The organism is Actinomyces urogenitalis DSM 15434 (assembly GCF_000159035.1).
Classification (GTDB): domain Bacteria; phylum Actinomycetota; class Actinomycetes; order Actinomycetales; family Actinomycetaceae; genus Actinomyces; species Actinomyces urogenitalis.
Window position 1 is genome coordinate 906969 of the sequence record NZ_DS999574.1, and the last position, 25083, is coordinate 932051.

The window sequence follows — 25083 nt, forward strand, 5'->3', positions numbered from 1 at the left end:
ACGGCGACGGCCGTCCCCTCGCCCCCTGCCCAGGCCGGCGTGCCGGCGGTACCAGCGGTCCCACCCCCGCCTCAGGCTCCTCACTCCTGGGTCTTCCCGGCCTACGACTACACGCGGGAGAACCTCGATCGTGGGGATGAGGGTGGAGACGCCGTCGAGGTCTCGGTCCAGGTCATGGAAGGCGGCGTGCTGCGCTACACCTGGCCCGATGCCGGTCAGAACGAGGTCTACCGCGTCGTCGTCTCGGAGGAGGAGCCGGTCTACGACCCAGCCGATGGGGTGGACCTGGCGGTCACCGAGGAGCTGAGCTGCACCGACTCCACGGTGTACCCCTACGCGCTGCACTTTGTCTCTGTGTGGGGCTACGAACGTGTTCCTGGCACCCAGGAGCTGGGCCAGTGCCGTCGCGTCGCCTCCGTCGTCCACGTCCACCCGCTGTCCGGCTGGAGCGTGGAGTTCGACGAGGGCTCGCGCGCTGTCATTGGACGCTGGGACCAGGTCAACGCCCCCCAGGGCACACGCTGCACTGTGGTCACCGCCAAGCTGCCGGTGGGCGAGTCCCCCCACAAGTACCTGCACGGTTCGATCTGGCGCAGCTACGCCACGGCTAACAACGGGGCCGGCTTCCAGGACCGTGAGGTAGTGGGAGGCCGCAGGCACCACTACGTCGCCGCGCTGGAGGCGGAGATCGACGGCACGGTCTACACCTCAGCGATCCAGCACGTGTCGGTGCTCGTGACCCAGCGGGTCGAGAAGGTCACGGACCTGGTGGTCGAGCAGGTCGACAACCAGGGACAGGGTGTGACCTCCCTGTCCCTCAACCTCACCTGGAGCGAGGGCAAGGGCTCCGAGGTTGCGATCTTCCTGTCGCGCACCGCCCCCAATCCTGCCGCGGTCGATCGTGGCAGGATCCCCCAGGCGCAGCTGGGGGCAGCAGGGCTGCGTGAGGAGGACAGAATCACGATCCCGGCTGGTATCGAGGAGATCCCGGATCAGCCTGACCGCCAGCGCCGCAGCCTCATCGGTGTGGCCTGGCCCGACGACGTGGCCTGGGACTCGATCTACCTCACCGCGGTCGTCCTGCGCGACCAGGAGGCCACCCTGTCCCAGCCAGTGCGCACCAAGCGGGTGGCTCCGCCCTCGGAGGTCGTGGTCACTCGTCATGCGGCCAGCCATGACCTGGTCACCTTTGCCTGGCCCGGTGAAGCGGCCGAGGTACAGCTGTACCGGGACGAGCAGTGCCAGGCCCTGGCCGCCTCGGTGACGCAGGAGAAGTACGGCAAGGACGGCGGGCTCATCGTCGAGTCAGGGATGCTGGACGCCAGTGGAGGCGTGGCCTACCTGACTTCCTTGCAGCACCTGGCCGGGCAGGTCAAGGTCTCCCGTCCGGTGCGTGTCCAGGTTCCGCCCCTGTGGGTCTACCGCTATGACATCCGCTGGCCCGGTGTGCTCAAGCTGCGCAACCACACCGCTAGCCTGGTCATTGAGCCGCTGCTGCCTCTGGCTGACCCTGCCAAGGCCTTCACCTACTGCCTCGTGCGCAACCCCCGACGCCTGCCTCTGGGTCCGTGGGACGGCGAGCTCATCCCCCTCATGCAGCAGGAGCCGTCCAAGGATCTGCAGCCGGAGAACTACCAGGCCCTCCAGATGCCCCCTGGCCAGACCTCGGTGGTCCAGTGGTTCGACTCCAGCCTGTGCAACGGCTTCTACGTACGCCTCATGGTCTCGGCCTACACGGCTGCCGCGGCCCAGGGACAGGACCTTCCAGTCCTGGAGCACTACGCACTGCTTGACCCGGCGATCGCCACCTTGGACCGTACCAGCGAGGGCAAGGGGTGGTTCAAGTGAGCAAAGCGAGTACGCCCGTGGCACGGGCTGGGGTCCAGTTGCTGTACGCCAACGTCGATCGTGTCGTCGACGGGCGCGAGACCAGCGGTTGGCAGCTCATGGCCTGCGAGCCCGCGATAGCAGATGACCTGCGCGAGCGTCTGCTGACCCATATCCGCCCCGAGTTGGACCTGGTCGTCCCGCTTCCTGACTTCCCCACGCCGCAGGAGGAGGCGGCGGCTGACCGCCGTCTGACTCAGGTCCTCACCGTGGACGGGACGGTGTTGGCACACACCGCGCCGGCCGGGCCGGACACGACGGGGCGCGCCAACACGATGAGCCACCTCATCCTGCTTGCCGCAGAGCCTGCTCCCGCGCAGGCCACCGCCGACCTGTGGCGCTCGCCGGCATGGAGCACGCCGGTGGGTGCACAGGCCGTCAGACAGGCGCGGGTCAGTGCCCCGGACGCCTTCCTCCCCGGCACGGTGGTGACCGAGGAAACGGTCGCCGCCTTCATCACCCAGGCCGGCTGTGGGCCGGTCCTGGCCTACATCGCTGACCTGCTGGATGAACGCCTGCGCGCTCGGGTAACGGGAGAGCGGGTCGACGGCGCCACGCTCGTGCTCCCGGTGCAGTCAACCGATGAGGCTGCGTTGTGGATCGGTGCGCTCCAGCGGACCTGCGCCCCGGCCACCGCGCGCCTGCTGGGCTACACCACCTTCGCCCGGGCGGCCGCTCCGCTGGAGGTCGATGCCTTGGCTTCCTCGGGACTGGACCTGGTGTGCGTGCCGGCCTCCGACCGCCTCGACGTCGTCGACCAGCACCCGGATACTGCCCTGGTCACGGCGCAGGCGGCGGCCGCGCACACACTGACCACGGCCTGGGGAGTGCTCGTGGCCGCGATGAGCCGTGATCTGGGTACCTGGCAGGGCGCTCGCTCGGCCATGAGGGACCTGCTGTCCTTCCTCACGGTCCATACCGACCTGTCTCCCGCCTGGCCCCTGGCCATGGTCGAGGCCTCCGACGCCGGGATCCTGGGCGTCAGTGACGGCCATCTGGATACGACGGTGGACCTGGAGCTGGTGGCGTGCCAGCCCTCTGGCCTGGCGGGAGCGGCCTACCTGTCCTCCCTCGTGGCCGAGCGGATCCTCGGCGCTAGCCAGAGCGATCCCGCTCACTGGTGGGACAAGCTGAGCGTGGTGCCCCGTGACGTCCCGGCCACCGGCGTCGTGGCGGGGCTAGCGGAGAAGTACCTCAACTCAGCCGTCCAGGACGCGGCCTGGCTGTTGCGTCGTGAGCGTCACGACGACGAGGACGCCGAGCGCAGCCTTGCGCAGTGGTCAACCAGCAGCCAGGGGTGTGCGGTGCTGCCGGACTTGGCCGGCCGGCTCATCGCCACCCTGGAGGCTGCCGGCGCCGCGGGAGCACGTGAGCGTCTAGCGGCGGTGGGCAACCTGGTGCGCGACGGCGTCGTCCTGGACGAGACCGTTGAGATGCGCCTGCTGGCGCCCGTCGCCCAGGCCTTCATGACGGCGGACGGCAGCGCCCTGGCCGAGCCGAGCCTGCCATCGGCGCTGCGGGCGGGAGTGTGCCGGCTGCTCGGTGACCTGCTCGTGGGGGAGTACCGCTTCCATACCGTACCGAGCCTGGCGCCGCAGGTGTGTGACTGGCTTGCCCCGGTGGCGACGGCGTCGCCCCACGTGGCCTTGGAGGTCGCTGCCAGCCGGCTGCTCGTCTCCTCCTCCCCACAGCGGGAGGCCGAGCAGTGGCGCCAGGCGATGGACGCCGTCGTCGGCCTTGAGCGTGGCGACCAGGTCGCCACCTCCCCACAGCTGCAGGACCAGGTCGCGCGCTATGTGGCGCCGGCGGCCATGCCGCCCTGGCAGCAGCTGTGGCAGAGCTGGAGCGAGGCGGCAGCAGCCTGCGCGCTCTACCACGCCGGTCAGGAGAGCGCGACCGCGCTGGCTCAGCAGGTGCTCGTGGCCAAGAACCACCCACCGAGCCAGCCCCTGGGCGCCACCTACGCCTACGTCTCGACGCCGACGGCGGCGGCGACTGTGGCCTGGCTCCATCCCCAGCCGCTTTTCAGCCTTGCTGCCCCCACCGCGGTGGGCTGGGCTTGCGCCACGTTGCTTGCCACGCACTCTTTGGCCAGGACCCAGGAGCCGCTCATGCAGTGCCGGGCAGTGACAGACGAATGTGACCGGGCTCTGGCCATCCTGGCCCTGGCGGCGGTCCAGGGTCTGCGCCCAGGCCTGCCGGGTGACCTCAGTACGGTCGCCGCGCGGCTGCAGCAGCGTTCGGTGGAGCTGGTCGAGGTCCTGGACTCCCATCCCCAGCTGCTGCACCGGGGGACGGATCTGGCCACAGGTGAGCTGGTGGACGGCGCTCTCAGAGCTCTGGCCGACGCCGAGAACGCCCGCACGATCGTGGAGCAGGCCGCCTCACTCGCCCCGCGAGTAGAGGGATCGCGACAGCACGTGGCAGCCGCCGCATCCGTGCTCGGCGGACTGGTTCCGGACCCCGTGGCCCTGGCCAAGGCGGCGATTCGGGCACGCGTGAGGATGCTGGGAGAGGCGGGCGTGGAGGCCGTGCACCGGGCTATCCACACGGCCTACGTCGGATACGGGATTCAGGGTATGGACACCTGGTGTGACAAACAGGTTCTCGGCACCTCCTCACGAGGCCTGCGGGGCCTGTTCCAGCGCCGCTGAGAGATGACAGGAGACTGACGATGATTCACAACTACCTCAGCGGCCAGTGGGAGCGGGCCACGCTCCAGGGACAGGGCCCGCTCAAGGTGATCATGAGCTCGCGCGAGCCCGCCAGGCTCAGCGCCCGTGGTACTGACAGCGCCAAACGCCCCACGAGTGCAGGCAACTTCCTCGTCCTGCCGCCGGGTAGTCTCACCGAGGACGCACCGGTCACGCTGGTGGTTGAGTCCCTGACGGGTACGCCCTTCTCGGGCGAGGCCGTCGTCGACCTGTCCCTGGAGGAGGGCAACGGTACGACGAGCCACTTCTTCCGGTCCAACCCGGTGGCTGGTCAGGTCCAGGCCCCGGTCCTCCAGCTTGTGCGCAGCGGCGAGAGCATCTCGGTGCGCCCGGGAGAGGGCGGAAGCTCGACCCGGGGCCTGGGCGGATGGTGTGCCAAACGGCGCCAGGAAACCGGGCAGAGCATGGAGGTCTCGCTCAGTCGCGTGCTGGTGGACACCTCACGCTCGATGCGTCAGCTCCAGCCGCAGGTCGAAGCTCTGCTGCGCTTCATCGAGGACCTGTGCCTCACACTGGAGACGGACCTGCCGGTCATCGAGCGGCCGGCCGTTTCCGGCGCGTCCCAGGACGGCGTCGGTGCGATCGCGCCCGCTCCGGCGCCGGGACGCACCGTGGTCATCACCGACCTGCCCGGGGTCGATACCGACGCCGACTACCTGCTGTTGTGTGAAGAGACCGTCCTGGAGACGATGCCCCAGGCTCGCGCCCTTGCGCTCAGCCCCGCGGCCTGGCAGCAGCTGGCGCGTCAGGACACGGCCTACGACCACCAGACCATGACTGCCCTCGACCCGCTGCTGGACTGGCTGGGCCAGGCGCCGAGCACGGAAGGGAGGACAGCATGAGCGCCTGTCCTTACTGCTTTACCGAACTGCCCAAGGACCAGGTGGTCTTTCGTTGCGTGGGGCGCTGCTCTCCCCGCACCGACGAGCAGGCCGAGCGCTACGGCCGTCGTCGTGCCAGGATCACGCCTCTGGTGACTGCCGGGATCAGTCCCGAGACGAAGAAGCTGCCGACCTTCGGCGTGTGCCAGCAGTGCTCGCAGACGACCTCCCTGGAGGTGTGCCCGACCTGCCACCGAGACCTGCAGGAGGGGTGGCGAGGAGTACGGACCTTCACGATGACCGTGACCGGGGCGCGCGGCTCGGGCAAGTCGGTCTATATCGCCGTCCTCATCGACTCGCTCAAGCGCTACGCCGTCAAGCGGCGCGTCATCATCTCCGAGGTAGGGGAGACCGCCAGCCTGTACGAGCGCAACTACTACGAGCGCGTCTTCGACAACAAGGCGTTGGCCGGCACCCTGCCCGGCTTCGACGACGTCATGATGTGGAAGGCAGAGGCCTCCTCCTCCAAGCCCTTTTACATCATCGTGCGCGATGTGGCCGGCGAGGACGTCGAGAAGCTGACGGCTGAGCCGGATCCGCGCTTGTCCTTCATCGACCGTGCGGACCTGACGCTCTTCCTCTTCGACCCGCTCATGCTCCAGCAGGTCAAGCAGCGGCTGGACGGCGTCATCGCCAGCGTCGACGACTCGCGCTTGGGTGATACTCCGGAGAAGGCCCTTCCCAAGGTCCTGGCACAGATGGGCAGCGGGCACGCCCGGCTGGCCATGGTCGTGGCCAAGTTTGACTCTCTGCACGCGCTGGGTGACGTGGGCGGCGCTGATGCCCTTGCTCAGGCGCTGGCCAACCCGGCGGCCCACTACAACTGGGACCAGACGGTGCGTCGGGCCGAGATGGACGCCGCTGAGGCTGCGCAGTTCCTCGACGCCGACACGGCCTTCCTCGACGCCGAGCTGCGGGGCCTGCTGTCCCTGCTGAGCGACCCACCAGTCACGATCGTGGCTGACGAGGCAGCGGCCTCCCGCAAGCTGGCTGAGGTGCGCCACTTCGCTGTCTCCTCCGTCGGGGACAGCGCCCGGCACGCCGACCAGCTCACCCTGCGCGGCATCTCACCCTTCCGGATCCTGGACCCGGTGCTGTGGGGCCTGCAGCGCTCGGGCTACCAGCTGTAGACCAATGACGCACAAGCAAGGAGAAGACGATGGCGACCTGGAGTGAGATGCGTGAGCACCTGGTGCAGACCTACGGACTTGAGGAGGACCTCGACCGCGGCGCAGGGCGCCTGAAGGGGTTCATGCCCAATGGCTACGGCAGCGACCGGCTGGTGCTCGTCCACGACACCGGTAACGAGAGCACGGGCGACCTGATGAGCGTGGAGTCTCCTGTGGCGGACTTGGACCACCTGGACCTGGCTCGCGCCTTGACCTCGATGGGCTCGATGGTGACCGGCGGCCTGGTGGTGGGGACCTATGCCCCGGGCTGGGTGAGCGTGAGACAGACGGTCACGCTGGCCAACGTCTACACCGACGACGTGCGCACGGCGATGGAGCGGGTGCCGTCCATCGCCCGGCAGCTGGCGATCGAGTGCGCTGGTGAGGAGTAGACGCCGTCGACGCGGGGTGTCAGGTTCTGTCCTGACGCCGCGCAGGTGAGCGAAGGCCGTGTCAAGAGTGCTTCGGTGTGCGACACGCCCGAGCGCGTGGACCGGGTGCTCAGTCTCACAGCCCCTCCGGGCCCTCGCGGGTTCCGTCAGCGGTGGCGCCGCTGATACCGTTATCGGGCTGCCAGGGCGCAGGTCCTGACAGCCACCTCCCGGGGTCGACCCGGGAACCAGTCTGACGGACCCGGGTCCTCCGGGTTTCCGTGTGTCCAGACCGGCCCACTATTCCTTCACAGCGAGGTACTTGTGCGAGTCGCCATGCGACACGCCCGAGCGCGTGGACCGGTCACCGAAAGCAAGAGAGGTTAGGCGCCATGGCGGGACAGAAGATCCGCATCCGGCTCAAGTCCTACGACCACGAGGTCATCGACAGCTCGGCGCGCAAGATCGTCGACGTCGTGACCCGCGCAGGTGCGACGGTCGTGGGCCCGGTGCCGTTGCCGACCGAGAAGAACGTGTTCTGCGTCATTCGGTCGCCGCACAAGTACAAGGACAGCCGCGAGCACTTTGAGATGCGTACGCACAAGCGGCTGATCGACATCGTCGACCCGACGCCCAAGGCCGTCGACTCGCTCATGCGACTCGACCTGCCGGCCGACGTCAACATCGAGATCAAGCTCTGAGGACTGAAGCCATGACTACGCTTAACCAGCCGGCTGCCGCCGCGCCTGCCAAGGCGCTGCTCGGCACCAAGCTCGGCATGACGCAGATCTGGGACGAGAACGGCGTCCTGCGTCCCGTCACTGTCGTGCGTGTTGACACCAACGTCGTGACCCAGGTCCGCACCATCGAGACCGACGGCTACGAGGCCGTCCAGCTCGCCTTCGGTGAGATCGCTGAGCGCAAGGTCACCAAGCCGCTCGCCGGCCACTTCGCCAAGGCCGGGGTTGCCCCCCGTCGCCACGTCGCCGAGGTGCGTACCTCGCTGGCCTCCGAGTTCGAGGCCGGCCAGGAGCTCACCGCTGACCTGTTCGAGGTCGGCCAGAAGGTTGACGTCCAGGGCACCTCCAAGGGTAAGGGCTTCGCCGGTGTCATGAAGCGTCACGGCTTCGCCGGCGTTAGCGCCTCCCACGGTGCTCACCGCAACCACCGCAAGCCCGGTTCCATCGGTGCCTGCGCCACCCCCGGCCGCATCTTTAAGGGCCTGCGCATGGCTGGCCGCATGGGCCACGAGACGACCACCGTCCAGAACCTCAAGGTTCGTGGCGTGGACGTCGAGAAGGGTGTCCTCCTCGTCAACGGCGCCATCCCCGGCCCCAAGGGCTCGGTCGTCGTCGTCCGCACCGCAGTGAAGGGAGCCTAACGACCATGGCTGACGCACTGACTGTCGACATCGTCGACTCCAAGGGCAAGAAGACCGGCTCCGCCGAGCTGCCCGCCGAGATCTTCGACGTCGAGACCAACATCCCCCTGATGCACCAGGTCGTCGTGGCCCAGCTGGCCGCGGCTCGCCAGGGCACCCACGCCACCAAGACCCGCGGCGCCGTCCGTGGTGGTGGCCGCAAGCCCTACCGCCAGAAGGGCACCGGCCGCGCCCGTCAGGGTTCGACCCGCGCTCCGCAGTTCGTCGGCGGTGGCACCGTGCACGGCCCGCAGCCGCGTGACTACAGCCAGCGGACCCCCAAGAAGATGAAGGCTGCCGCGCTGCGCTCTGCGCTGTCCGACCGCGCTCGCAACGGCCGCATCCACGTCATCACCGAGTTCGTCACCTCCGAGAAGCCGTCGACCAAGTCGGCCCTCGGCGCGCTGCGCAACATCACCGACCGCAAGGCCCTGGTCGTTGCTACCCGCGCCGACGAGCTCACCGCGCTCAGCCTGCGCAACGCCCCCGAGGCGCTCGTGATCTGGGCCGACCAGCTCAACACCTACGACGTCCTGGTCAACGACGACGTCGTCTTCACTGCCGCTGCCCTGGACAGCTTCCTCGGCAAGGGCGAGGAGGAGTCCAAGTGAGCCTCGAGAAGAGCAAGAACCCCCGCGACGTCATCGTCGCGCCGGTCGTCTCCGAGAAGTCCTACGCCTGCATGGACCGTGGCCAGTACACGTTCCTTGTCGCGCCGGGTTCTAACAAGACCGAGATCAAGCAGGCCGTCGAGGCCATCTTCGGTGTCAAGGTCGCGTCCGTGAACACCCAGAACCGCCAGGGCAAGACCCGCCGTACCCGCAACGGGCTCGGCAAGTCCAAGGACACCAAGCGCGCGATCGTCACGCTGCGCGAGGGGACCATCGACATCTTTGGCGATGTGGCCGAGTGAGCCACGGAAGGTAAAGCATCGACATGGGAATCCGTAAGTACAAGCCGACGACGCCGGGTCGCCGCGGCTCCTCCGTGGCCGACTTCGTCGAGATCACGCGCAGCGAGCCCGAGAAGTCCCTCGTCCGTCCGCTGAGCAAGACTGGTGGTCGTAACTCCAACGGCCGCGTCACCACCCGCCACAAGGGCGGCGGTCACAAGCGCGCCTACCGCGTCATCGACTTCCGTCGTGGTGACAAGGACGGCGTGCCCGCCAAGGTCGCTCACATCGAGTACGACCCCAACCGCACTGCCCGCATCGCGCTGCTGCACTACGCCGACGGCGAGAAGCGCTACATCATCGCCCCCAACCGTCTGGGCCAGGGCGACGTGGTCGAGTCCGGCCCGAACGCTGACATCAAGCCCGGCAACAACCTGCCGCTGCGCAACATCCCGACCGGTACCGTGGTCCACGCCGTGGAGCTGCGTCCGGGTGGCGGTGCCAAGGTCGCCCGCTCTGCTGGTACCTCGGTCCAGCTGGTGGCCAAGGAGGGCAAGTACGCCCAGCTGCGTATGCCCTCCGGTGAGATCCGCAACGTCGAGGCCGCCTGCCGTGCAACCGTCGGCGAGGTCGGCAACGCCGAGCAGTCCAACATCAGCTGGGGTAAGGCCGGCCGTATGCGCTGGAAGGGCGTGCGCCCGACCGTCCGTGGTGTCGTCATGAACCCGGTTGACCACCCGCACGGTGGTGGTGAGGGCCGTACCTCCGGTGGTCGTCACCCTGTGTCCCCGTGGGGCAAGCCCGAGGGCCGTACCCGTCGTCCCAACAAGTCCAGCGACCGCCTCATCGTGCGTCGTCGTCGGACCGGCAAGAAGCGCTGATAGGAGCCTGATATGCCGCGCAGCCTGAAGAAGGGTCCCTTCGTCGACGACCACCTCATGAAGAAGGTGGACGCCCAGAACGAGAAGGGCACCAAGAACGTCATCAAGACCTGGTCCCGTCGTTCGGTGATTACGCCGGACTTCCTCGGACACACTTTCGCCGTCCACGACGGTCGCAAGCACGTCCCGGTCTTCGTCACCGAGTCCATGGTGGGCCACAAGCTCGGCGAGTTCGCTCCGACCCGCACCTTCCGCGGGCACGTCAAGGACGACCGCAAGTCGCGTCGCTGACGCCCGCAGCAGGAAGAGAGGCTAGAACATGGAAGCCAAGGCGCAGGCCAAGTACGTGCGCTGCACGCCGATGAAGGCACGTCGCGTCGTGGACGTCGTCCGCGGCAAGAACGCCCTCGAGGCCGTCAACGTGCTCCGTTTCGCCCCGCAGGCCGCTGCGGTGCCGGTGCGCAAGGTCATCGAGTCCGCGATCGCCAACGCTCGGGTCAAGGCCGAGCGGGCGGGTGAGCGTTTCGACGAGAGCCAGCTGTTCATCACCGAGGTGTTCGCTGACGAGGGCCCGACCCTCAAGCGTTTCCGTCCCCGCGCCCAGGGGCGCGCGAGCCGGATCCTCAAGCGCACCAGCCACATCACCGTCATCGTCGGCGACAAGGCCGACGCCGCCAAGAAGGAAGGAGCCCGCTAATGGGGCAGAAGGTCAACCCGACCGGCTTCCGCTTGGGCATCACGACGGACCACCGTTCGCGCTGGTTCGCCGACTCCACGAAGCCCGGTCAGCGTTACCGCGACTTCGTTGAGGAGGACGTCAAGATCCGCCGCCTCATGGAGGACGGCATGGAGCGCGCCGGTATCTCCAAGGTCGACATCGAGCGCACGCGTGACCGCGTCCGCGTCGACCTGCACACCGCGCGTCCCGGCATCGTCATCGGTCGCCGCGGCGCCGAGGCCGAGCGCCTGCGCGGTCAGCTGGAGAAGCTGACCGGCAAGCAGGTCCAGCTCAACATCCTCGAGGTCAAGAGCCCCGACCTGGACGCCCAGCTCGTGGCGCAGGGCATCGCGGAGCAGCTCGCCAGCCGAGTCTCCTTCCGCCGTGCCATGCGTAAGGGCATGCAGTCGGCCATGCGCGCCGGCGCCAAGGGCATCCGTGTCCAGTGCTCCGGCCGCCTGGGTGGCGCTGAGATGAGCCGCAGCGAGTTCTACCGTGAGGGTCGCGTGCCGCTGCACACCCTGCGTGCGAACATCGACTACGGCTTCTACGAGGCCAAGACCACCTTCGGACGTCTCGGCGTCAAGGTGTGGATCTACAAGGGCGACATGACGGAGCGCGAGTTCGCCCGTCAGCAGGCTGAGTCCGGCCCGCGCGGCCGCGGTCGTGGAGACCGTCGTCGTGGCGAGCGTCGTGGCGAGCGCGCCCCGCGTCAGAACAGCGAGCAGCAGGCCGAGCAGACGCCGGCCGCCGAGAGCGCTGCCGCTCCGCAGGGAACGGAGGCCTGAGCCATGCTCATCCCTCGCCGGACCAAGTTCCGCAAGCAGCACCGCCCGCACCGTTCGGGCCTGTCCAAGGGCGGCAACCAGATCGCCTTCGGTGACTACGGCATCCAGGCTCTCGAGCCCGCCTACATCACCAACCGCCAGATCGAGGCGGCCCGTATCGCCATGACCCGTCACGTCAAGCGTGGCGGCAAGGTGTGGATCAACATCTTCCCGGACCGTCCTCTGACCAAGAAGCCCGCCGAGACCCGCATGGGTTCCGGTAAGGGTGCTCCTGAGTGGTGGATCGCCAACGTCAAGCCCGGACGCATCCTGTTCGAGCTCGGCGGTGTCGACGAGGCACTCGCCCGTGAGGCGATGCGCCGTGCGCAGCACAAGCTTCCGATGAAGACCCGTTTCGTTACTCGTGAGGGTGGTGACGTCTGATGGCTATCGGCTCCCAGGGCCTGACCCCGACCGACCTCGACGCCATGGACAACGAGCGCCTCGCTGAGGAGCTCTCCAAGGCCAAGGCCGAGCTGTTCAACCTCCGGTTCGCGTCCGCGACCGGTCAGCTGGAGGACCACGGTCGTCTCAAGGCCGTGCGTCGCGACATCGCCCGCATCCACACCATCGTGCGCGAGCGTGAGCTCGGCATCCGTACCGCTCCGAGCACGGAGGAGTCCAAGTGAGCGAGCAGAATATCGAGACCACCGAGCGCAACCAGCGCAAGGTCCGCCGCGGCTACGTCGTGTCGGACAAGATGGACAAGACCATCGTCGTTGAGGTTGAGGAGCGCTACAAGCACTCCCTGTACGGCAAGGTCCTGCGCCGTTCGTCCAAGGTCAAGGTCCACGACGAGAACAACGAGGCCGGTGTCGGCGACCTCGTCGTCATCATGGAGACCCGTCCGCTCAGCGCCACCAAGCGCTGGCGCCTGGTCGAGATCGCCGAGAAGGCCAAGTGATCTGACGCCTCGCGTTGGATACACAGCGACGCCGTCGCCTCCCGTCAGGGGGCGGCGGCGTCGTCGCGTGCGCGCCCAGCGGAGGTTTGCGGTGCGGTGAGCAAAGGCACAGGCGCTTTCGCCTCGCCCCGGTTCCGCAGAATCATGCGGTTGCACTAGGCTGTGGGAGTTGCGCGCGCCCGTAGTGCGCCTAGCAGAGACCTCGCGCCCTGTGCGCCTGTGTCTGCCGGGAGCCACGCGCCGCGGACTCCCACGCCTCGGCGGGGGAGCAGCGTGCATGAGAAGAAGGAACGTTCGGCCAGGCTCGCGCCCCACCAGGGCTGTCGAGAACCGGCTCGACGACAGGAGAACACCCAATGATCCAGCAGGAGTCGCGACTGAAGGTCGCCGACAACACCGGTGCCAAGGAGATCCTGTGCATCCGTGTGCTCGGCGGCTCGGGTCGGCGCTATGCGGGCATCGGCGACACGATCGTCGCTACCGTGAAGGACGCCATCCCCGGCGGCAACGTCAAGAAGGGCGACGTCGTCAAGGCGGTCGTCGTGCGCACCCGCAAGGAGCGCCGGCGTCCGGACGGCTCGTACATCCGCTTCGACGAGAACGCAGCCGTCATCCTCAAGAACGACGGCGACCCGCGCGGTACGCGCATCTTCGGTCCCGTCGGCCGTGAGCTTCGCGAGAAGAAGTTCATGCGCATCGTCTCGCTCGCCCCGGAGGTGATCTGAACATGGCACGCATCAAGAAGGGCGACCAGGTCATCGTCATCGCCGGTAAGGACAAGGGCAAGACCGGCCGTGTCCTGGAGGTCCTGCCCAGCAAGGACCGCGTGGTCGTCGAGGGCGTCCAGCGCGTCACGAAGCACACCCGCGTGGGCCAGTCCGCTCAGGGCGCCACGACCGGTGGCATCGAGACCGTTGAGGCCCCGATCCACGCCTCTAACGTCATGCTCGTCGACCCCAAGACCAAGGAGCGCACCCGTGTGGGCTTCCGCGTCGAGGAGGGCGAGCGCCCCAACGGCGCCAAGCGCACCGTCCGTGTGCGCTACGCCAAGAAGTCCGGGGAGGACCTGTGACCATGGCTGAGAACACCACCCCCCGTCTGAAGACCAAGTACGCCGAGGAGGTGCGCCCCGCCCTGCTCAGCGAGTTCCAGCACGGCAACGTGATGGAGGTCGGGCGCGTCGTCAAGGTCGTCGTCAACATGGGTGTCGGCGAGGCTGCTCACGACTCCAAGATGATCGAGGGCGCGGTCCGCGACCTCGCCGCGATCACCGGTCAGAAGCCCCAGGTCACCAAGGCCCGCAAGTCCATCGCGCAGTTCAAGCTGCGTGAGGGCATGCCGATCGGCGCGCACGTCACGCTGCGCGGCGACCGCATGTGGGAGTTCCTGGACCGCCTCATCTCGATCTCGCTTCCCCGCATCCGCGACTTCCGCGGCCTGTCCCCGAAGCAGTTCGACGGCAACGGCAACTACACCTTCGGTCTCACGGAGCAGGCTGTGTTCCACGAGATCGATGCTGACTCCATCGACCGCGTGCGCGGCATGGACATCACCGTGGTGACCACGGCCAAGACCGACGAGGAGGCCCGCTCGCTGCTCAAGCAGCTCGGCTTCCCCTTCAAGGAGAAGTGACATGGCGAAGACCGCTCTGATCGAGAAGGCCAACCGTAAGCCGAAGTTCGCTGTTCGTGCCTACACGCGCTGCCAGCGCTGCGGCCGTCCGCACTCGGTGTACCGCAAGTTCGGCCTGTGCCGTATCTGCCTGCGCGAGATGGCCCTTGGCGGCCAGCTCCCCGGCGTGAGCAAGTCCAGCTGGTAAGAACTTACGTCGCAGGTCCGATGAGGAAACCACGACGAGGAAGGGCGCAGGCCCACTCATGACTATGACAGACCCGATCGCAGACATGCTGACCCGTCTGCGTAATGCAAACAACGCCTACCACGACGCCGTCTCGATGCCGTCGAGCAAGCTCAAGGTGAGCATCGCTGAGATGCTCAAGGCCGAGGGCTACATCGCCGACTTCGAGGTCTCCGACGCCCAGGTCGGCAAGACGCTCACGCTGAGCCTGAAGTACGGAGCCAACCGCCAGCGGGCCATTCAGGGCCTCAAGCGCGTCTCCAAGCCCGGCCTGCGCGTCTACGCCAAGTCCACGAACCTGCCCAAGGTCCTCGGCGGCCTGGGGGTGGCCATCCTGTCCACCTCCTCCGGCCTCCTGACCGACAAGCAGGCTGAGTCCAAGGGCGTGGGCGGCGAAGTCCTCGCCTACGTCTGGTGAAACAAGGAACGGAGGAATAGCAATGTCTCGTATTGGACGTCTTCCCGTTCCGGTTCCCGCCGGAGTGGACGTGACCATCAACGGCAACGACGTGACCGTCAAGGGCCCCAAGGGCACCCTGTCGCGCACGATCGCGCAGCCGCTGAGCGTCACGCGACAGGAGGACGGCACCATCCTGGTGACCCGTCCCAACGACGAGCGCGAGTCCCGCTCGCTGCACGGCCTGTCGCGCACGCTCATCAACAACATGATCATCGGCGTGACCGAGGGCTACACCAAGAACCTCGAGATCGTCGGCACCGGTTACCGCGCTGCTCAGAAGGGCACGGGCATCGAGCTCTCGCTCGGTTTCTCGCACACCGTGGTCGTCGAGGCTCCTGAGGGCATCACCCTCAAGGTTGACGGCAACCTCAAGATCGAGGTCTCCGGTATCTCCAAGGAGCAGGTCGGCGAGGTCGCCGCGAACATCCGCAAGATCCGCCCCCCGGAGCCCTACAAGGGCAAGGGCGTGCGCTACGCCGGCGAGAACGTGCGCCGCAAGGTCGGAAAGGCTGGTAAGTGACCATGGCTTACGCGATCAAGAGGGGCAAGTCCAAGACCATTGCCCGCAAGATCCGTCACCAGCGCGTGCGCAAGCACGTGCACGGTACCGCCGAGCGCCCGCGCCTGGTCGTTACCCGGTCCAACCGTCACATGGTTGCCCAGGTTATCGACGACACCATCGGCCACACCCTGTGCTCCGCCTCCACGCTTGAGGACGCCGTCAAGGGCGCCGAGGGCCACAAGGTCGGTGCTGCGCACAAGGTGGGCGAGCTCGTCGCCGAGCGCGCCAAGGCCCTGGGCATCGAGGCGGTCGTGTTCGACCGTGGCGGAATGAAGTACCACGGTCGCGTTGCGGCCGTCGCGGACGGCGCCCGCGAGGGCGGCCTGAAGCTCTGAGCCAGACGACGAGAAAGCAGAGGAACATCTGATGGCTGCACCGCAGCGAGACAGGTCCGCGTCGTCCGACGGCTCGGCCCGCAACGAGAACGACGAGCGTCGCGGCGAGGGCCGCGGCCGTCGCAACCGCAACAACGACCGCCGCGACCGTAACAACGGCCGTGGCAACGACGACAAGTACATCGAGCGCGTCGTCACCATCAACCGCGTGTCCAAGGTCGTCAAGGGCGGCCGCCGCTTCACCTTCACGGCCCTGGTCGTCGTGGGTGATGGTGAGGGCACGGTCGGCGTCGGCTACGGCAAGGCGAAGGAAGTTCCCGCCGCCATCGCCAAGGCCGTCGAGATCGCGAAGAAGAACTTCTTCCACGTCCCGATGATCCGCCGCACGATCCCGCACCTGGTCCAGGGTGAGGACTCCGCCGGAGTCGTCCTCCTGCGTCCGGCCTCCCCGGGTACCGGTGTTATCGCCGGTGGTCCGGTGCGCGCCGTGCTGGACTGCGCCGGTGTCCACGACATCCTGTCCAAGTCGCTCGGCTCCTCCAACGCCATCAACATCGTCCACGCGACGGTGACGGCGCTCAAGCAGCTCGAGCAGCCGGAGGGCGTGGCCGCCCGTCGTGGCCTGCCCTTGGAGGACGTCGCCCCGCAGTCTATGCTGCGGGCTCGCGCCGAGGGCGAGGCTGACAAGCGCGCCGCGGCCGAGAAGAAGGAGGCCGAGAAGGCCGCTGAAGGAGTGGGTGCGTGATGGCTTCCGCCACTGAGAACAAGCAGCTTAAGATCACGCAGGTCCGTTCGGGCATCGGCGGCACCCGCCGCCAGCGCGAGACCCTGCAGTCTCTGGGCCTGCGCAAGATCCGCCAGTCCGTCGTGCGTGAGGACAACCCCTCGGTGCGCGGCATGATCGCCACGGTGGCCCACCTGGTCACCGTTGAGGAGGCCTGAGATGGCTGACAGCACGAAGAACGAGGACAAGGTCCAGGTCGTCAAGCTGCACCACCTGCGTCCGGCCCCCGGTTCGAAGAAGGCCAAGACCCGCGTGGGTCGTGGTGAGGGCTCGAAGGGTAAGACCTCCGGACGTGGTACCAAGGGCACCAAGGCCCGTTACCAGGTTCGTGCGGGCTTCGAAGGTGGCCAGATGCCGCTGCACATGCGTCTGCCCAAGCTTCGCGGCTTCCGCAACCCCAACCGCGTCGAGTTCCAGCCGGTCAACGTCGGTCGCATCGCTGAGCTCTTCCCCGAGGGTGGAGTGGTGAGCGTCGAGGACCTCGTGGCCAAGGGCGCCGTCCGCGGCGGCCGCCTGGTCAAGGTCCTCGGCACGGGTGACGTTAACGTCAAGCTCGACATCACGGTCGACGCCTGGTCTGGCTCCGCCAAGGAGAAGATCGAGGCTGCCGGTGGGTCCATCACGGCTCGCTGACGCTGATCTGATCAGTAGCACGGTCCCCGGCTACCGGTTCTCCGGTAGCCGGGGACCGTGCTGTCTGCGGGGCACAGACGTACCCACCGGGTGGCAGCGGTGACGGCGCGCCATGCCACTCACCCGGCGCGGCCAAGCGCACAGGAGCGTGACCTATACCCCGTCAGGAATTGCTGATGGCTGGACTACTGCCTGTGCTGTCGTTGTAGTGTGGCGCACGGTGCCTGTCGGTACCCCGCGCAGGGCGCCCTGTGCCCGTCGTGGTCACCCTTGTTCCCGCCACCTACAGGAGTTCGAGTGCTCAGCGCGTTTATGCAGGCGTTCCGCACGCCCGACCTGAGGAAGAAGCTCCTCTTCACGCTGGGCATCATGGCGCTGTTCCGGCTGGGCTCGGTTCTGCCCACCCCGGGCGTGGACATGAAGAACGTCCAGCAGTGCATCGGTGAGAGCCAGGACGCCGGGCTGCTGAGCCTGATCAACATCTTCTCCGGCGGCGCTCTGCTGCAGCTGAGTGTCTTCGCGCTGGGCATCATGCCCTACATCACGGCGTCGATCATCATCCAGCTGCTGCGCGTGGTCATCCCTCGTTTCGAGGAGCTCCACAAGGAGGGTCAGGCTGGTACTGCCAAGCTGACGGAGTACACCCGGTACCTCACCATCGGCCTGGGCGTGCTGCAGTCGGCCACCATCGTGGCCACGGCCTCCTCCGGCAACCTGTTCACCGGCTGCTCCGTGGCCGTCATCCCGGACTCCTCGGCGGTGAACCTCGGGCTCATGATCGTCACGATGACCGCCGGTACCGGACTGATCATGTGGCTGGGTGAGCTCATCACGGAGAAGGGCATCGGCAACGGTATGTCGCTGCTCATCTTCACGTCGATCGTGGCACGCATGCCACAGAACCTGTTCTCGATTCTGGGTGGCAACGGGGGCGCCTCGAAGTTCCTCACGGTCCTGGCCGTGATCTTGCTGGCGACCGTGGCCGTGGTGTTCATTGAGCAGGCCACGCGCCGGATCCCGGTCCAGTACGCCAAGCGCATGATCGGGCGGCGTCAGTACGGCGGCTCGACCACCTACATCCCGATCAAGATCAACACCGCAGGTGTGATCCCGGTGATCTTCGCGTCCTCGATCCTGGCGATGCCTCAGCTCATCGCCCAGTTCGGCTCACCGACGAGCTCCTGGGTCCAGTGGATCTCAGCCAACCTGCGCCAGACCGACCCGGTCTACCTCGTGGGCTACGGCCTGCTCATCCTCTTCTTCACCTTCTTCTACACCACGATCACCTTCAACCCGGAGGAGATCGCGGACAACATGAAGAAGTACGGCGGCTTCATCCCGGGTATCCGCGCCGGTGAGCCGACCGTCAAGTACCTCTCCTACGTCATCAACCGCGTGACTACCGCTGGCTCGGTCTACCTGCTGGTCCTCGCCCTGCTGCCGACCCTGGCAGTGATCTGGCTGGGCTTGTCCCAGAACCTGCCCTTCGGTGGTACGACGATCCTCATTATGGTCGGCGTCGGTCTGCAGACGGTCAAGGAGATCAACTCCCAGCTTCAGCAGCGCCACTACGAAGGGTTCCTCTCATGAGCGCACGTATGGTCCTCCTCGGCCCTCCCGGGGCCGGCAAGGGCACCCAGGCCGCACGTATCTCCGAGCGTCTGGGCATCCCGGCCATCTCCACCGGTGACATCTTCCGCGCCAACGTCGCGGGCAACACCGAGCTCGGCCAGCAGGCGAAGAAGTACATGGACGCCGGTGAGTACGTCCCGGACTCCGTCACCAACGCCATGGTCAAGGACCGTCTTGCTGCCGACGACGCCGCGCAGGGCTTCCTGCTTGACGGCTATCCGCGTACCGAGGCCCAGGTCCACGAGCTCGACGCCATGCTCGCCGAGAGCGGCCTGGCCCTGGACGTCGTCCTGGAGATCACGGCCGAGGCCGAGGTCGTGGTCCAGCGTCTGCTCAAGCGCGCCACGGAGCAGAACCGCGCCGACGACACTGAGCCGGTGATCCGCCGTCGCCTGGAGGTCTACGCCGAGCAGACCGAGCCTCTGGCCGCCCTCTACGAGTCCAAGGGGCTGCTGGTGCGCGTGGACGGCATCGGCGACATTGACGAGGTGACCGAGCGCATCATGAGCGCCCTCGCCTCGCGGGGCGTTCAGGCCTGACAACCTACGACGGCGGACCACCTGAGAGACGGGATGGTCCGCCGTCGTCATACCCGGCGGCCTGGGCGGCTGCCGACCGACGCCGAAAGGAGCCTCGTGCTGGGACGCGAGCAGATCGAGATCAAGACACCGCAGCAGGTGGCGCAGATGCGCCGGGCCGGCCTGGTGGTCGCCGACATCCACTCGGCGCTGCGTGAGGCGGTGCGTCCTGGCATCACCACGGCCGAGCTCGACGCCGTCAGCGCGGCGGTGATCGACAAGGCCGGTGCCGGCTCGAACTTCCTGGGCTACGAGGGATATCCAGCCACCGTGTGCATCTCGGTCAACAACGAGGTCGTTCACGGCATCCCCGGACCCCGCGTGCTGGAAGAGGGAGACCTGGTCACCTTCGACTGTGGTGCCTACGTCCTGGATGAGTCTGGTACCCAGTGGCACGGTGACGCTGCCTTCACCACGGTTGTGGGCGGACGCTACGCCAACCGCGTGGACCGGGTGCTGGACTGTGCCACGCGTGAGGCTCTGTGGGCGGCCATCGCCGCCGTGGCGCGGGCGGCGGCCGGTGAGACAACGGGCCGCGCCACACGGCTGAACGCCATTGGCGACGCCGTCGAGGCCGTGGTGGCGCAGGTCAGCGAGCGTGAGGGCGTGAGCCTGGGCATCCTGGAGGACTACGTCGGTCACGGCATCGGCACCGCGATGCATATGGACCCCGACGTCCTCAACTACTCGGTGCGACGCAAGGGCCCGCGGCTTCGGCCAGGCATGGTGCTGGCCATCGAACCTATGCTCACGGCCGGCAGCGGCGAGGTCCGCGAGCTCGACGACGGCTGGACCGTGGTGACTCAGGACGGCTCGCGTGCCGCCCAGTGGGAGCACACCGTGGCGATCGTGCCCGGGGGAGTGTGGGTGCTCACTGCCTCCGACGGCGGTGTGGAGGGCCTGGCGCCTTACGGCATCGAGCCGCGTCCCCTGCGCTAGGCCGCGACGGCGGCGCCGGAGCGCTGTGTTGGGGAACACCGTCAGTGTGCGGCTTCTCGCATGGTGAGGTCCCCGGCGTGTGCCGTATCGTTGGCACTTGGTGCGTCTGAAGAGTCCCGCGCGCCCTCAGTGAGGGAACGTGAGTCACCAGGGCGCGCTGCCTGGCGGCGACGCCGTCGGGCCACTCGAGCGAGAAAGCACCGATGGAGGAACATGGCTAAGAAGGACGGCGTCATCGAGGTCGAGGGATCGGTCGTCGAGGCCCTTCCGAACGCAATGTTCCGGGTGGAGCTGAGCAACGGGCACGTGGTGCTCGCGCACATCTCCGGAAAGATGCGGCAGCACTACATCCGCATCCTCCCCGAGGACCGGGTGGTCGTGGAGCTCAGCCCCTACGACCTGTCCCGTGGCCGCATCGTCTACCGGTACAAGTGACAGTCCTCCCCGCGAGGGGGACGGAGGAACATCATGAAGGTCAAGCCGAGCGTCAAGAAGATCTGTGACAACTGCAAGGTGATTCGTCGCCACGGCCGTGTCATGGTCATCTGCGAGAACCCGCGGCACAAGCAGCGTCAGGGCTGAGTCCCGACGCAGGTCGCCAGCCTGGCGGCCACTGACAAGCACCCACCCCAGCGACTCGGTCCAGCCGATCGCAACCCTCGGTTCCTGGAGGCCGGGGCCGCCGCACGAGGCGGAGGAGGTGGGCGACGACCTCCGGGAACACACAGGAGAACCACACCGTGGCACGTATTTCCGGTGTCGACCTGCCTCGCGAGAAGCGAGTCGAGGTCGCCCTCACGTACATCTTCGGAATCGGGCGCACCCGCGCGCACGAGACCCTCGCCGCTACCGGGGTCAACCCGGACACCCGCGTCAAGGACCTGAGCGAGGACGAGCTCGTCCTGCTGCGTAACCACATCGACGCCAACTACCAGGTTGAGGGTGACCTGCGCCGCGAGGTCCAGGCGGACATCCGCCGCAAGATCGAGATCGGCTGCTACCAGGGTCTGCGTCACCGCCGTCACCTGCCCGTGCACGGCCAGCGCACCAAGACCAACGCGCGTACCCGCAAGGGCCCCAAGCGCACCGTGGCCGGTAAGAAGAAGGCCAAGTAAGCAGTAGTCCACAGCGCGGGCACGGCTGCCCGCCATGGAACGACGACCTAGATCGAAGAAGGAAATATGCCTCCCAAGAGCCGCACCACCGTGCGTAAGCCGCGTCGCAAGGACCGGAAGAACGTGACCCACGGTCACGCCTACATCAAGTCGACCTTCAACAACACCATCGTCTCCCTGACCGACCCCAACGGCGCCGTCATCGCCTGGGCCTCCTCCGGCCAGGTCGGCTTCAAGGGCTCGCGTAAGTCGACCCCCTACGCCGCCCAGCTCGCTGCTGAGGCGGCCGCTCGCCGCGCCCAGGAGCACGGTATGAAGAAGATTGACGTCTTCGTCAAGGGCCCGGGCTCCGGCCGCGAGACCGCGATCCGCTCCCTCCAGGCCGCTGGCCTCGAGGTCGGCTCCATCACGGACGTCACCCCCCAGGCCCACAACGGCTGCCGCCCGCCCAAGCGCCGTCGCGTCTGAGACTCCTTGGCCGACGCCGTCGCTCTCCTGACGGTCAGCGACGTCGTCGGCCACCAGCCGCTTGCCGCCACCGGCGGCCAGCGGGTGCAGGGCCCGAGCCCCGGGCGGCTGCACCACCGATGAGGAACGGCGTCATATAGCGGGCGCCGCGACGAAAGGAAACCCAGTGCTCATTGCACAGCGACCCACGCTCTCCGAGGAGGTCGTCGAGGAGGACCGCCGCTCGCGGTTCGTCATCGAGCCTCTCGAGCCCGGCTTCGGATACACCCTGGGCAACTCCCTGCGGCGCACGCTGCTGTCGTCCATCCCAGGCGCAGCCGTAACCAGTGTGCGTATCGACGGCGTTCCCCACGAGTTCCGCACCATCGCCGGCGTCAAGGAGGATGTCACCCAGATCATCCTCAACATCAAGGAGATCGTGCTCTCGTCCGAGAACGACGAGCCGGTCGTCATGTACCTGCGTAAGTCCGGTCCGGGCGTTGTCACCGCTGGTGACATCACGCCTCCGGCTGGCGTGGAGATCCACAACCCTGACCTGGTGATCGCCAACCTCAACGAGAAGGGCAAGCTGGAGATCGAGCTGACCGTCGAGCGCGGTCGTGGCTACGTCTCGGCCAACCAGAACAAGGACCCCAACGGGGAGATCTCCCGCATCCCGGTGGACTCGATCTACTCGCCGGTCAAGAAGGTCTCCTACGCCGTCGAGGCTACCCGTGTTGAGCAGCGCACGGACTTCGACCGTCTCGTCGTCGACGTCGAGACGAAGGCCTCCATCACCCCTCGTGACGCTCTTGCCTCTGCCGGCAAGACCCTCGTCGAGCTCTTCGGGCTGGCCCGCGAGCTCAACGTCGAGGCCGAGGGCATCGAGGTCGGCCCCTCGCCGATGGACCAGGCCCTGCAGCAGGACCTCGCCCTCATGATCGACGAGCTGGACCTGCAGGCCCGTTCCTCCAACGCGCTCAAGCGCGAAGGTATCCACACCGTCGGTGAGCTCGTCGCGCGCAGCGAGGCGGACCTCCTCGACATCCGTAACTTCGGTGCCAAGTCGATCTCCGAGATCAAGGAGAAGCTGGCCGAGCTGGGGCTGTCCCTCAAGGGCTCCTCGGTCGACTACATCGCGGACGACGACTACACCAACCCCACGTTCAGCGACGAGCAGCAGGCCTGAGCCCGCTCGTCATTCACCTAGGAGACAACAATGCCTCGCCCCACCAAGGGACCCCGCCTGGGCGGTTCCGCCCAGCACGAGCGCCACATCCTCGCGAACCTCGCGACCCAGCTCTTCATCCACGAGTCCATCACGACCACGGAGGCTCGCGCCCGTCGCCTGCGTCCCTACGTCGAGAAGCTCATCTCCAAGGGCAAGCGCGGCGACCTTCACGCCCGCCGCACCGTCCTGAAGAAGGTCACGGACAAGTTCGCCGTCTACCGCCTCTTCGAGGAGATCGCCCCGAAGCTGGCCGACCGCGAGGGTGGCTACACGCGCATCGTCAAGACCGCGCCGCGCAAGGGTGACAACGCCCCCATGGCCGTCATCTCGCTGGTCCTGGAGCCCGTGGCCAAGCAGGAGGTCGTGGCTGACGCCGTGGCGACCGCCAAGCGCGCTGCCGAGGCCGCCGTGGCCAAGGAGGACAAGACCGAGGCTCCCGCCGCTGAGGCGAAGAAGGAGTACGCCGGCGCCGTGCGTCTGGAGGAGGGCTCGGCCGAGGCTCCTGACGACGAGCACAAGGTCAAGGGCAACGAGGACTCCATGAAGTACCACGTTCCCGGCTCGCGCTGGTACGACGCCACCGTGGCTGAGGTCTGGTTCGCTTCCGCCGAGGACGCCGAGGCCGCTGGCTTCGCTCCCGCCGGTGGCGCTGCCGCCCAGAAGGTCGAGGAGGCCTGATTGAGCCTGCCTCGCGTCTGACGGCGTGAGGAACACGGAAGGCCCGCCTGGCTGCTCAGCCAGGCGGGCCTTCCGTGCGTCTGAGGGGCGTTCCGCTGCCGTTGGCGGGCGGCCGTGGCCTGCGGCGCCGTCGGTCAAGGGCAACGCGGCCCTAGTACCGGGCCATGGACCAGCAGCGGGCCCCGCCGGTCATCCCCGCCTCATTGGGAACGACGACGACGTCGGAGCCCATCCGGGACAGCTGCAGCGGGGCGATCCTCCTGGAGTTCCCGCCGCCCAGGTAGAGGCGGTCCCACATGTACATCGGGCGCAGCGCGTCGACGACCCGTCGCACGCGCCGCGACCAGTGGGCGTCGCCGAGGCGCAGGCGCTCGTGCTCGCCGATGTAGTCGTCGTAGGTCAGTCCCCAGCGCACAGGCCCCTGGGAGACCTCAACATGGGGCGCCAGGACGCCGTTGTCGAAGACGGCGTTGCCCAGGCCTGTTCCAAGGGTGACGATCATCTCGCTGCCGTGGCCCGTGACGACTCCTGCACCGGCGACCTCAGCGTCATTGAGGACCAGGGCCGGGGCTCCCAGGCGCTGGCTGACGGCCTTGCCCATGTCAAAGCGCGCCCACTGCTCCACGAGCTCAGGCAGCACCTTGGAGCGAGGTCCGTCACGGGTGATGTAGTGGGGCGTGGCGATGACGACGCCGTGGCGGATCATCCCGGGCATCCCGACCGTGATCCGGTCGGCGTCAGGCAGCTGCTGGGCTAGGCCCGCGATGGTCTCTACCAGCTTGCTCGGCGGCAACGGGTAGGGAGTGGGGGTGCGCACGGCCCGGGAGATGATAGCGCCTTCGGCATCGAGGACCGAGGCCTTGATGCCGCCTCCGCCACAGTCCACGGACAGGGTGGTGTCACTGGTCATGAGGCGACCGTACCTGGCTACGCCCTCATGTGGTCGAATAGCCACGTGCCTGCCCCATCCACGTCCTCCCGTCCGCCCGCCCCGAGACCGCAGCCTGGCCTGCCTGACCGCGTGCCGGAGACCGAGGAGCGCCTGCGGCTGCGCCTCGACCTGGCCTATGACGGCGCAGGTTTCAAGGGATGGGCGGCGCAGCCTGGCCTGCGCACGGTCGAAGGCGAGCTGACCGCCGCCCTGGCAACCGTGCTGCGCGAGCCGGT

36 protein-coding genes and 1 pseudogene are annotated in these 25083 nt (G+C 67.5%); 36 read left to right on the forward strand and 1 reads right to left on the reverse strand.

Annotation, left to right across the window (positions count from 1 at the left end):
• The 35 genes from HMPREF0058_RS03870 to rplQ all read left to right on the forward strand — a co-directional run.
• Nucleotides 1-1848, forward strand: a 1848-nt coding sequence (locus HMPREF0058_RS03870; RefSeq protein WP_006548378.1) for a SaeA-related protein, incomplete at its 5' end; no start/stop codon positions are given.
• The gene (locus HMPREF0058_RS03875; protein WP_141560462.1) at nucleotides 1845-4541 is read left to right on the forward strand and encodes a GAP1-N2 domain-containing protein; all 2697 of its coding nucleotides are present in this window, start codon (nucleotides 1845-1847) and stop codon (nucleotides 4539-4541) included. The genes HMPREF0058_RS03870 and HMPREF0058_RS03875, both read left to right, overlap by 4 nt.
• A 20-nt stretch (nucleotides 4542-4561) precedes the next feature.
• Nucleotides 4562-5443 carry a hypothetical protein gene (locus HMPREF0058_RS03880; RefSeq protein ID WP_006548380.1) on the forward strand — a complete coding sequence of 294 codons (882 nt, stop codon included), beginning with the start codon at nucleotides 4562-4564 and terminating at the stop codon, nucleotides 5441-5443.
• Nucleotides 5440-6612 carry a hypothetical protein gene (locus tag HMPREF0058_RS03885; RefSeq protein ID WP_006548381.1) on the forward strand — a complete coding sequence of 391 codons (1173 nt, stop codon included), beginning with the start codon at nucleotides 5440-5442 and terminating at the stop codon, nucleotides 6610-6612. The genes HMPREF0058_RS03880 and HMPREF0058_RS03885 overlap by 4 nt, the downstream gene beginning before the upstream one ends.
• 29 nt (nucleotides 6613-6641) lie before the next feature.
• A complete protein-coding gene (locus tag HMPREF0058_RS03890; RefSeq protein WP_006548382.1) occupies nucleotides 6642-7043 on the forward strand; it encodes a hypothetical protein in 402 nt (133 codons plus the stop codon).
• Nucleotides 7044-7414: 371 nt separating this feature from the next.
• Nucleotides 7415-7723 (forward strand): 30S ribosomal protein S10, encoded by a 309-nt coding sequence (gene rpsJ, locus HMPREF0058_RS03895; protein ID WP_003786051.1) that lies wholly within the window; start codon nucleotides 7415-7417, stop codon nucleotides 7721-7723.
• Nucleotides 7724-7734: 11 nt separating this feature from the next.
• The gene (gene rplC / locus HMPREF0058_RS03900; RefSeq protein WP_006548383.1) at nucleotides 7735-8403 is read left to right on the forward strand and encodes a 50S ribosomal protein L3; all 669 of its coding nucleotides are present in this window, start codon (nucleotides 7735-7737) and stop codon (nucleotides 8401-8403) included.
• A gap of 5 nt (nucleotides 8404-8408) precedes the next feature.
• A complete protein-coding gene (gene rplD / locus HMPREF0058_RS03905; protein ID WP_006548384.1) occupies nucleotides 8409-9053 on the forward strand; it encodes a 50S ribosomal protein L4 in 645 nt (214 codons plus the stop codon).
• Nucleotides 9050-9355, forward strand: coding sequence for a 50S ribosomal protein L23 (gene rplW / locus HMPREF0058_RS03910; RefSeq protein ID WP_006548385.1), 306 nt, complete (start codon nucleotides 9050-9052; stop codon nucleotides 9353-9355). Before rplD ends, rplW begins: the two co-directional genes overlap by 4 nt.
• A gap of 23 nt (nucleotides 9356-9378) precedes the next feature.
• Nucleotides 9379-10215 (forward strand): 50S ribosomal protein L2, encoded by an 837-nt coding sequence (rplB, locus tag HMPREF0058_RS03915; protein WP_006548386.1) that lies wholly within the window; start codon nucleotides 9379-9381, stop codon nucleotides 10213-10215.
• A gap of 12 nt (nucleotides 10216-10227) precedes the next feature.
• Nucleotides 10228-10506, forward strand: a complete 279-nt coding sequence (gene rpsS, locus HMPREF0058_RS03920) for a 30S ribosomal protein S19 (protein ID WP_006548387.1) — start codon at nucleotides 10228-10230, stop codon at nucleotides 10504-10506.
• A gap of 28 nt (nucleotides 10507-10534) precedes the next feature.
• Nucleotides 10535-10912: a 50S ribosomal protein L22 gene (gene rplV, locus HMPREF0058_RS03925; protein ID WP_006548388.1), complete on the forward strand. Its 378-nt coding sequence runs from the start codon at nucleotides 10535-10537 to the stop codon at nucleotides 10910-10912.
• On the forward strand, nucleotides 10912-11721 hold the full coding sequence (gene rpsC, locus HMPREF0058_RS03930) for a 30S ribosomal protein S3 (RefSeq protein WP_006548389.1): 810 nt from the start codon (nucleotides 10912-10914) through the stop codon (nucleotides 11719-11721). The genes rplV and rpsC overlap by 1 nt, the downstream gene beginning before the upstream one ends.
• A gap of 3 nt (nucleotides 11722-11724) precedes the next feature.
• Nucleotides 11725-12144 (forward strand): 50S ribosomal protein L16, encoded by a 420-nt coding sequence (rplP, locus tag HMPREF0058_RS03935; RefSeq protein WP_006548390.1) that lies wholly within the window; start codon nucleotides 11725-11727, stop codon nucleotides 12142-12144.
• Complete coding sequence (gene rpmC, locus HMPREF0058_RS03940) at nucleotides 12144-12389, forward strand: 50S ribosomal protein L29 (protein WP_006548391.1); 246 nt, start codon at nucleotides 12144-12146, stop codon at nucleotides 12387-12389. The genes rplP and rpmC overlap by 1 nt, the downstream gene beginning before the upstream one ends.
• On the forward strand, nucleotides 12386-12664 hold the full coding sequence (gene rpsQ, locus HMPREF0058_RS03945) for a 30S ribosomal protein S17 (protein WP_006548392.1): 279 nt from the start codon (nucleotides 12386-12388) through the stop codon (nucleotides 12662-12664). Before rpmC ends, rpsQ begins: the two co-directional genes overlap by 4 nt.
• A 356-nt stretch (nucleotides 12665-13020) precedes the next feature.
• Entirely contained in the window at nucleotides 13021-13389 is a 369-nt protein-coding gene (gene rplN / locus HMPREF0058_RS03950) for a 50S ribosomal protein L14 (protein WP_006548393.1), read from the forward strand.
• A 2-nt stretch (nucleotides 13390-13391) separates the two neighbouring features.
• Nucleotides 13392-13736, forward strand: coding sequence for a 50S ribosomal protein L24 (gene rplX / locus HMPREF0058_RS03955; RefSeq protein ID WP_006548394.1), 345 nt, complete (start codon nucleotides 13392-13394; stop codon nucleotides 13734-13736).
• A 2-nt stretch (nucleotides 13737-13738) separates the two neighbouring features.
• Nucleotides 13739-14296, forward strand: coding sequence for a 50S ribosomal protein L5 (gene rplE, locus HMPREF0058_RS03960; RefSeq protein WP_006548395.1), 558 nt, complete (start codon nucleotides 13739-13741; stop codon nucleotides 14294-14296).
• A 1-nt stretch (nucleotide 14297) separates the two neighbouring features.
• Nucleotides 14298-14483 (forward strand): type Z 30S ribosomal protein S14, encoded by a 186-nt coding sequence (locus HMPREF0058_RS03965; protein WP_006548396.1) that lies wholly within the window; start codon nucleotides 14298-14300, stop codon nucleotides 14481-14483.
• A 58-nt stretch (nucleotides 14484-14541) separates the two neighbouring features.
• A complete protein-coding gene (gene rpsH, locus HMPREF0058_RS03970) occupies nucleotides 14542-14940 on the forward strand; it encodes a 30S ribosomal protein S8 (protein ID WP_006548397.1) in 399 nt (132 codons plus the stop codon).
• A 22-nt stretch (nucleotides 14941-14962) separates the two neighbouring features.
• A complete protein-coding gene (gene rplF, locus HMPREF0058_RS03975) occupies nucleotides 14963-15502 on the forward strand; it encodes a 50S ribosomal protein L6 (protein WP_024034507.1) in 540 nt (179 codons plus the stop codon).
• Nucleotides 15503-15504: 2 nt separating this feature from the next.
• The gene (gene rplR / locus HMPREF0058_RS03980) at nucleotides 15505-15879 is read left to right on the forward strand and encodes a 50S ribosomal protein L18 (protein ID WP_024034508.1); all 375 of its coding nucleotides are present in this window, start codon (nucleotides 15505-15507) and stop codon (nucleotides 15877-15879) included.
• Nucleotides 15880-15910: 31 nt separating this feature from the next.
• The gene (gene rpsE, locus HMPREF0058_RS03985; RefSeq protein WP_006548400.1) at nucleotides 15911-16624 is read left to right on the forward strand and encodes a 30S ribosomal protein S5; all 714 of its coding nucleotides are present in this window, start codon (nucleotides 15911-15913) and stop codon (nucleotides 16622-16624) included.
• Nucleotides 16624-16821 carry a 50S ribosomal protein L30 gene (gene rpmD / locus HMPREF0058_RS03990; RefSeq protein WP_006548401.1) on the forward strand — a complete coding sequence of 66 codons (198 nt, stop codon included), beginning with the start codon at nucleotides 16624-16626 and terminating at the stop codon, nucleotides 16819-16821. The genes rpsE and rpmD overlap by 1 nt, the downstream gene beginning before the upstream one ends.
• 1 nt (nucleotide 16822) lies before the next feature.
• Nucleotides 16823-17296, forward strand: coding sequence for a 50S ribosomal protein L15 (gene rplO, locus HMPREF0058_RS03995; RefSeq protein WP_006548402.1), 474 nt, complete (start codon nucleotides 16823-16825; stop codon nucleotides 17294-17296).
• Nucleotides 17297-17593: 297 nt separating this feature from the next.
• A complete protein-coding gene (gene secY, locus HMPREF0058_RS04000) occupies nucleotides 17594-18886 on the forward strand; it encodes a preprotein translocase subunit SecY (RefSeq protein WP_006548403.1) in 1293 nt (430 codons plus the stop codon).
• Nucleotides 18883-19467, forward strand: coding sequence for an adenylate kinase (locus HMPREF0058_RS04005; RefSeq protein WP_024036726.1), 585 nt, complete (start codon nucleotides 18883-18885; stop codon nucleotides 19465-19467). Before secY ends, HMPREF0058_RS04005 begins: the two co-directional genes overlap by 4 nt.
• Nucleotides 19468-19563: 96 nt before the next feature.
• A complete protein-coding gene (map, locus tag HMPREF0058_RS04010; RefSeq protein ID WP_024036727.1) occupies nucleotides 19564-20445 on the forward strand; it encodes a type I methionyl aminopeptidase in 882 nt (293 codons plus the stop codon).
• A gap of 213 nt (nucleotides 20446-20658) precedes the next feature.
• Entirely contained in the window at nucleotides 20659-20880 is a 222-nt protein-coding gene (gene infA, locus HMPREF0058_RS04015; RefSeq protein ID WP_003781847.1) for a translation initiation factor IF-1, read from the forward strand.
• A 33-nt stretch (nucleotides 20881-20913) separates the two neighbouring features.
• Nucleotides 20914-21027 carry a 50S ribosomal protein L36 gene (rpmJ, locus tag HMPREF0058_RS04020; protein ID WP_005987264.1) on the forward strand — a complete coding sequence of 38 codons (114 nt, stop codon included), beginning with the start codon at nucleotides 20914-20916 and terminating at the stop codon, nucleotides 21025-21027.
• Between the two features lie 158 nt (nucleotides 21028-21185).
• The gene (gene rpsM, locus HMPREF0058_RS04025; protein ID WP_006548406.1) at nucleotides 21186-21560 is read left to right on the forward strand and encodes a 30S ribosomal protein S13; all 375 of its coding nucleotides are present in this window, start codon (nucleotides 21186-21188) and stop codon (nucleotides 21558-21560) included.
• Between the two features lie 66 nt (nucleotides 21561-21626).
• On the forward strand, nucleotides 21627-22028 hold the full coding sequence (rpsK, locus tag HMPREF0058_RS04030) for a 30S ribosomal protein S11 (RefSeq protein ID WP_006548407.1): 402 nt from the start codon (nucleotides 21627-21629) through the stop codon (nucleotides 22026-22028).
• 166 nt (nucleotides 22029-22194) lie between these two features.
• Entirely contained in the window at nucleotides 22195-23196 is a 1002-nt protein-coding gene (locus HMPREF0058_RS04035) for a DNA-directed RNA polymerase subunit alpha (RefSeq protein ID WP_006548408.1), read from the forward strand.
• Nucleotides 23197-23226: 30 nt separating this feature from the next.
• Nucleotides 23227-23916 carry a 50S ribosomal protein L17, sunset domain variant gene (gene rplQ / locus HMPREF0058_RS04040; protein WP_006548409.1) on the forward strand — a complete coding sequence of 230 codons (690 nt, stop codon included), beginning with the start codon at nucleotides 23227-23229 and terminating at the stop codon, nucleotides 23914-23916.
• A gap of 151 nt (nucleotides 23917-24067) precedes the next feature.
• Here rplQ and HMPREF0058_RS04045 read toward each other — a convergent pair whose 3' ends face one another.
• The gene (locus HMPREF0058_RS04045; protein ID WP_006548410.1) at nucleotides 24068-24826 is read right to left on the reverse strand and encodes an ROK family protein; all 759 of its coding nucleotides are present in this window, start codon (nucleotides 24824-24826) and stop codon (nucleotides 24068-24070) included.
• A gap of 111 nt (nucleotides 24827-24937) precedes the next feature.
• Here HMPREF0058_RS04045 and HMPREF0058_RS12285 point away from each other — a divergent pair.
• Nucleotides 24938-25083, forward strand: a pseudogene (locus tag HMPREF0058_RS12285) (tRNA pseudouridine synthase A); the annotation flags it as partial.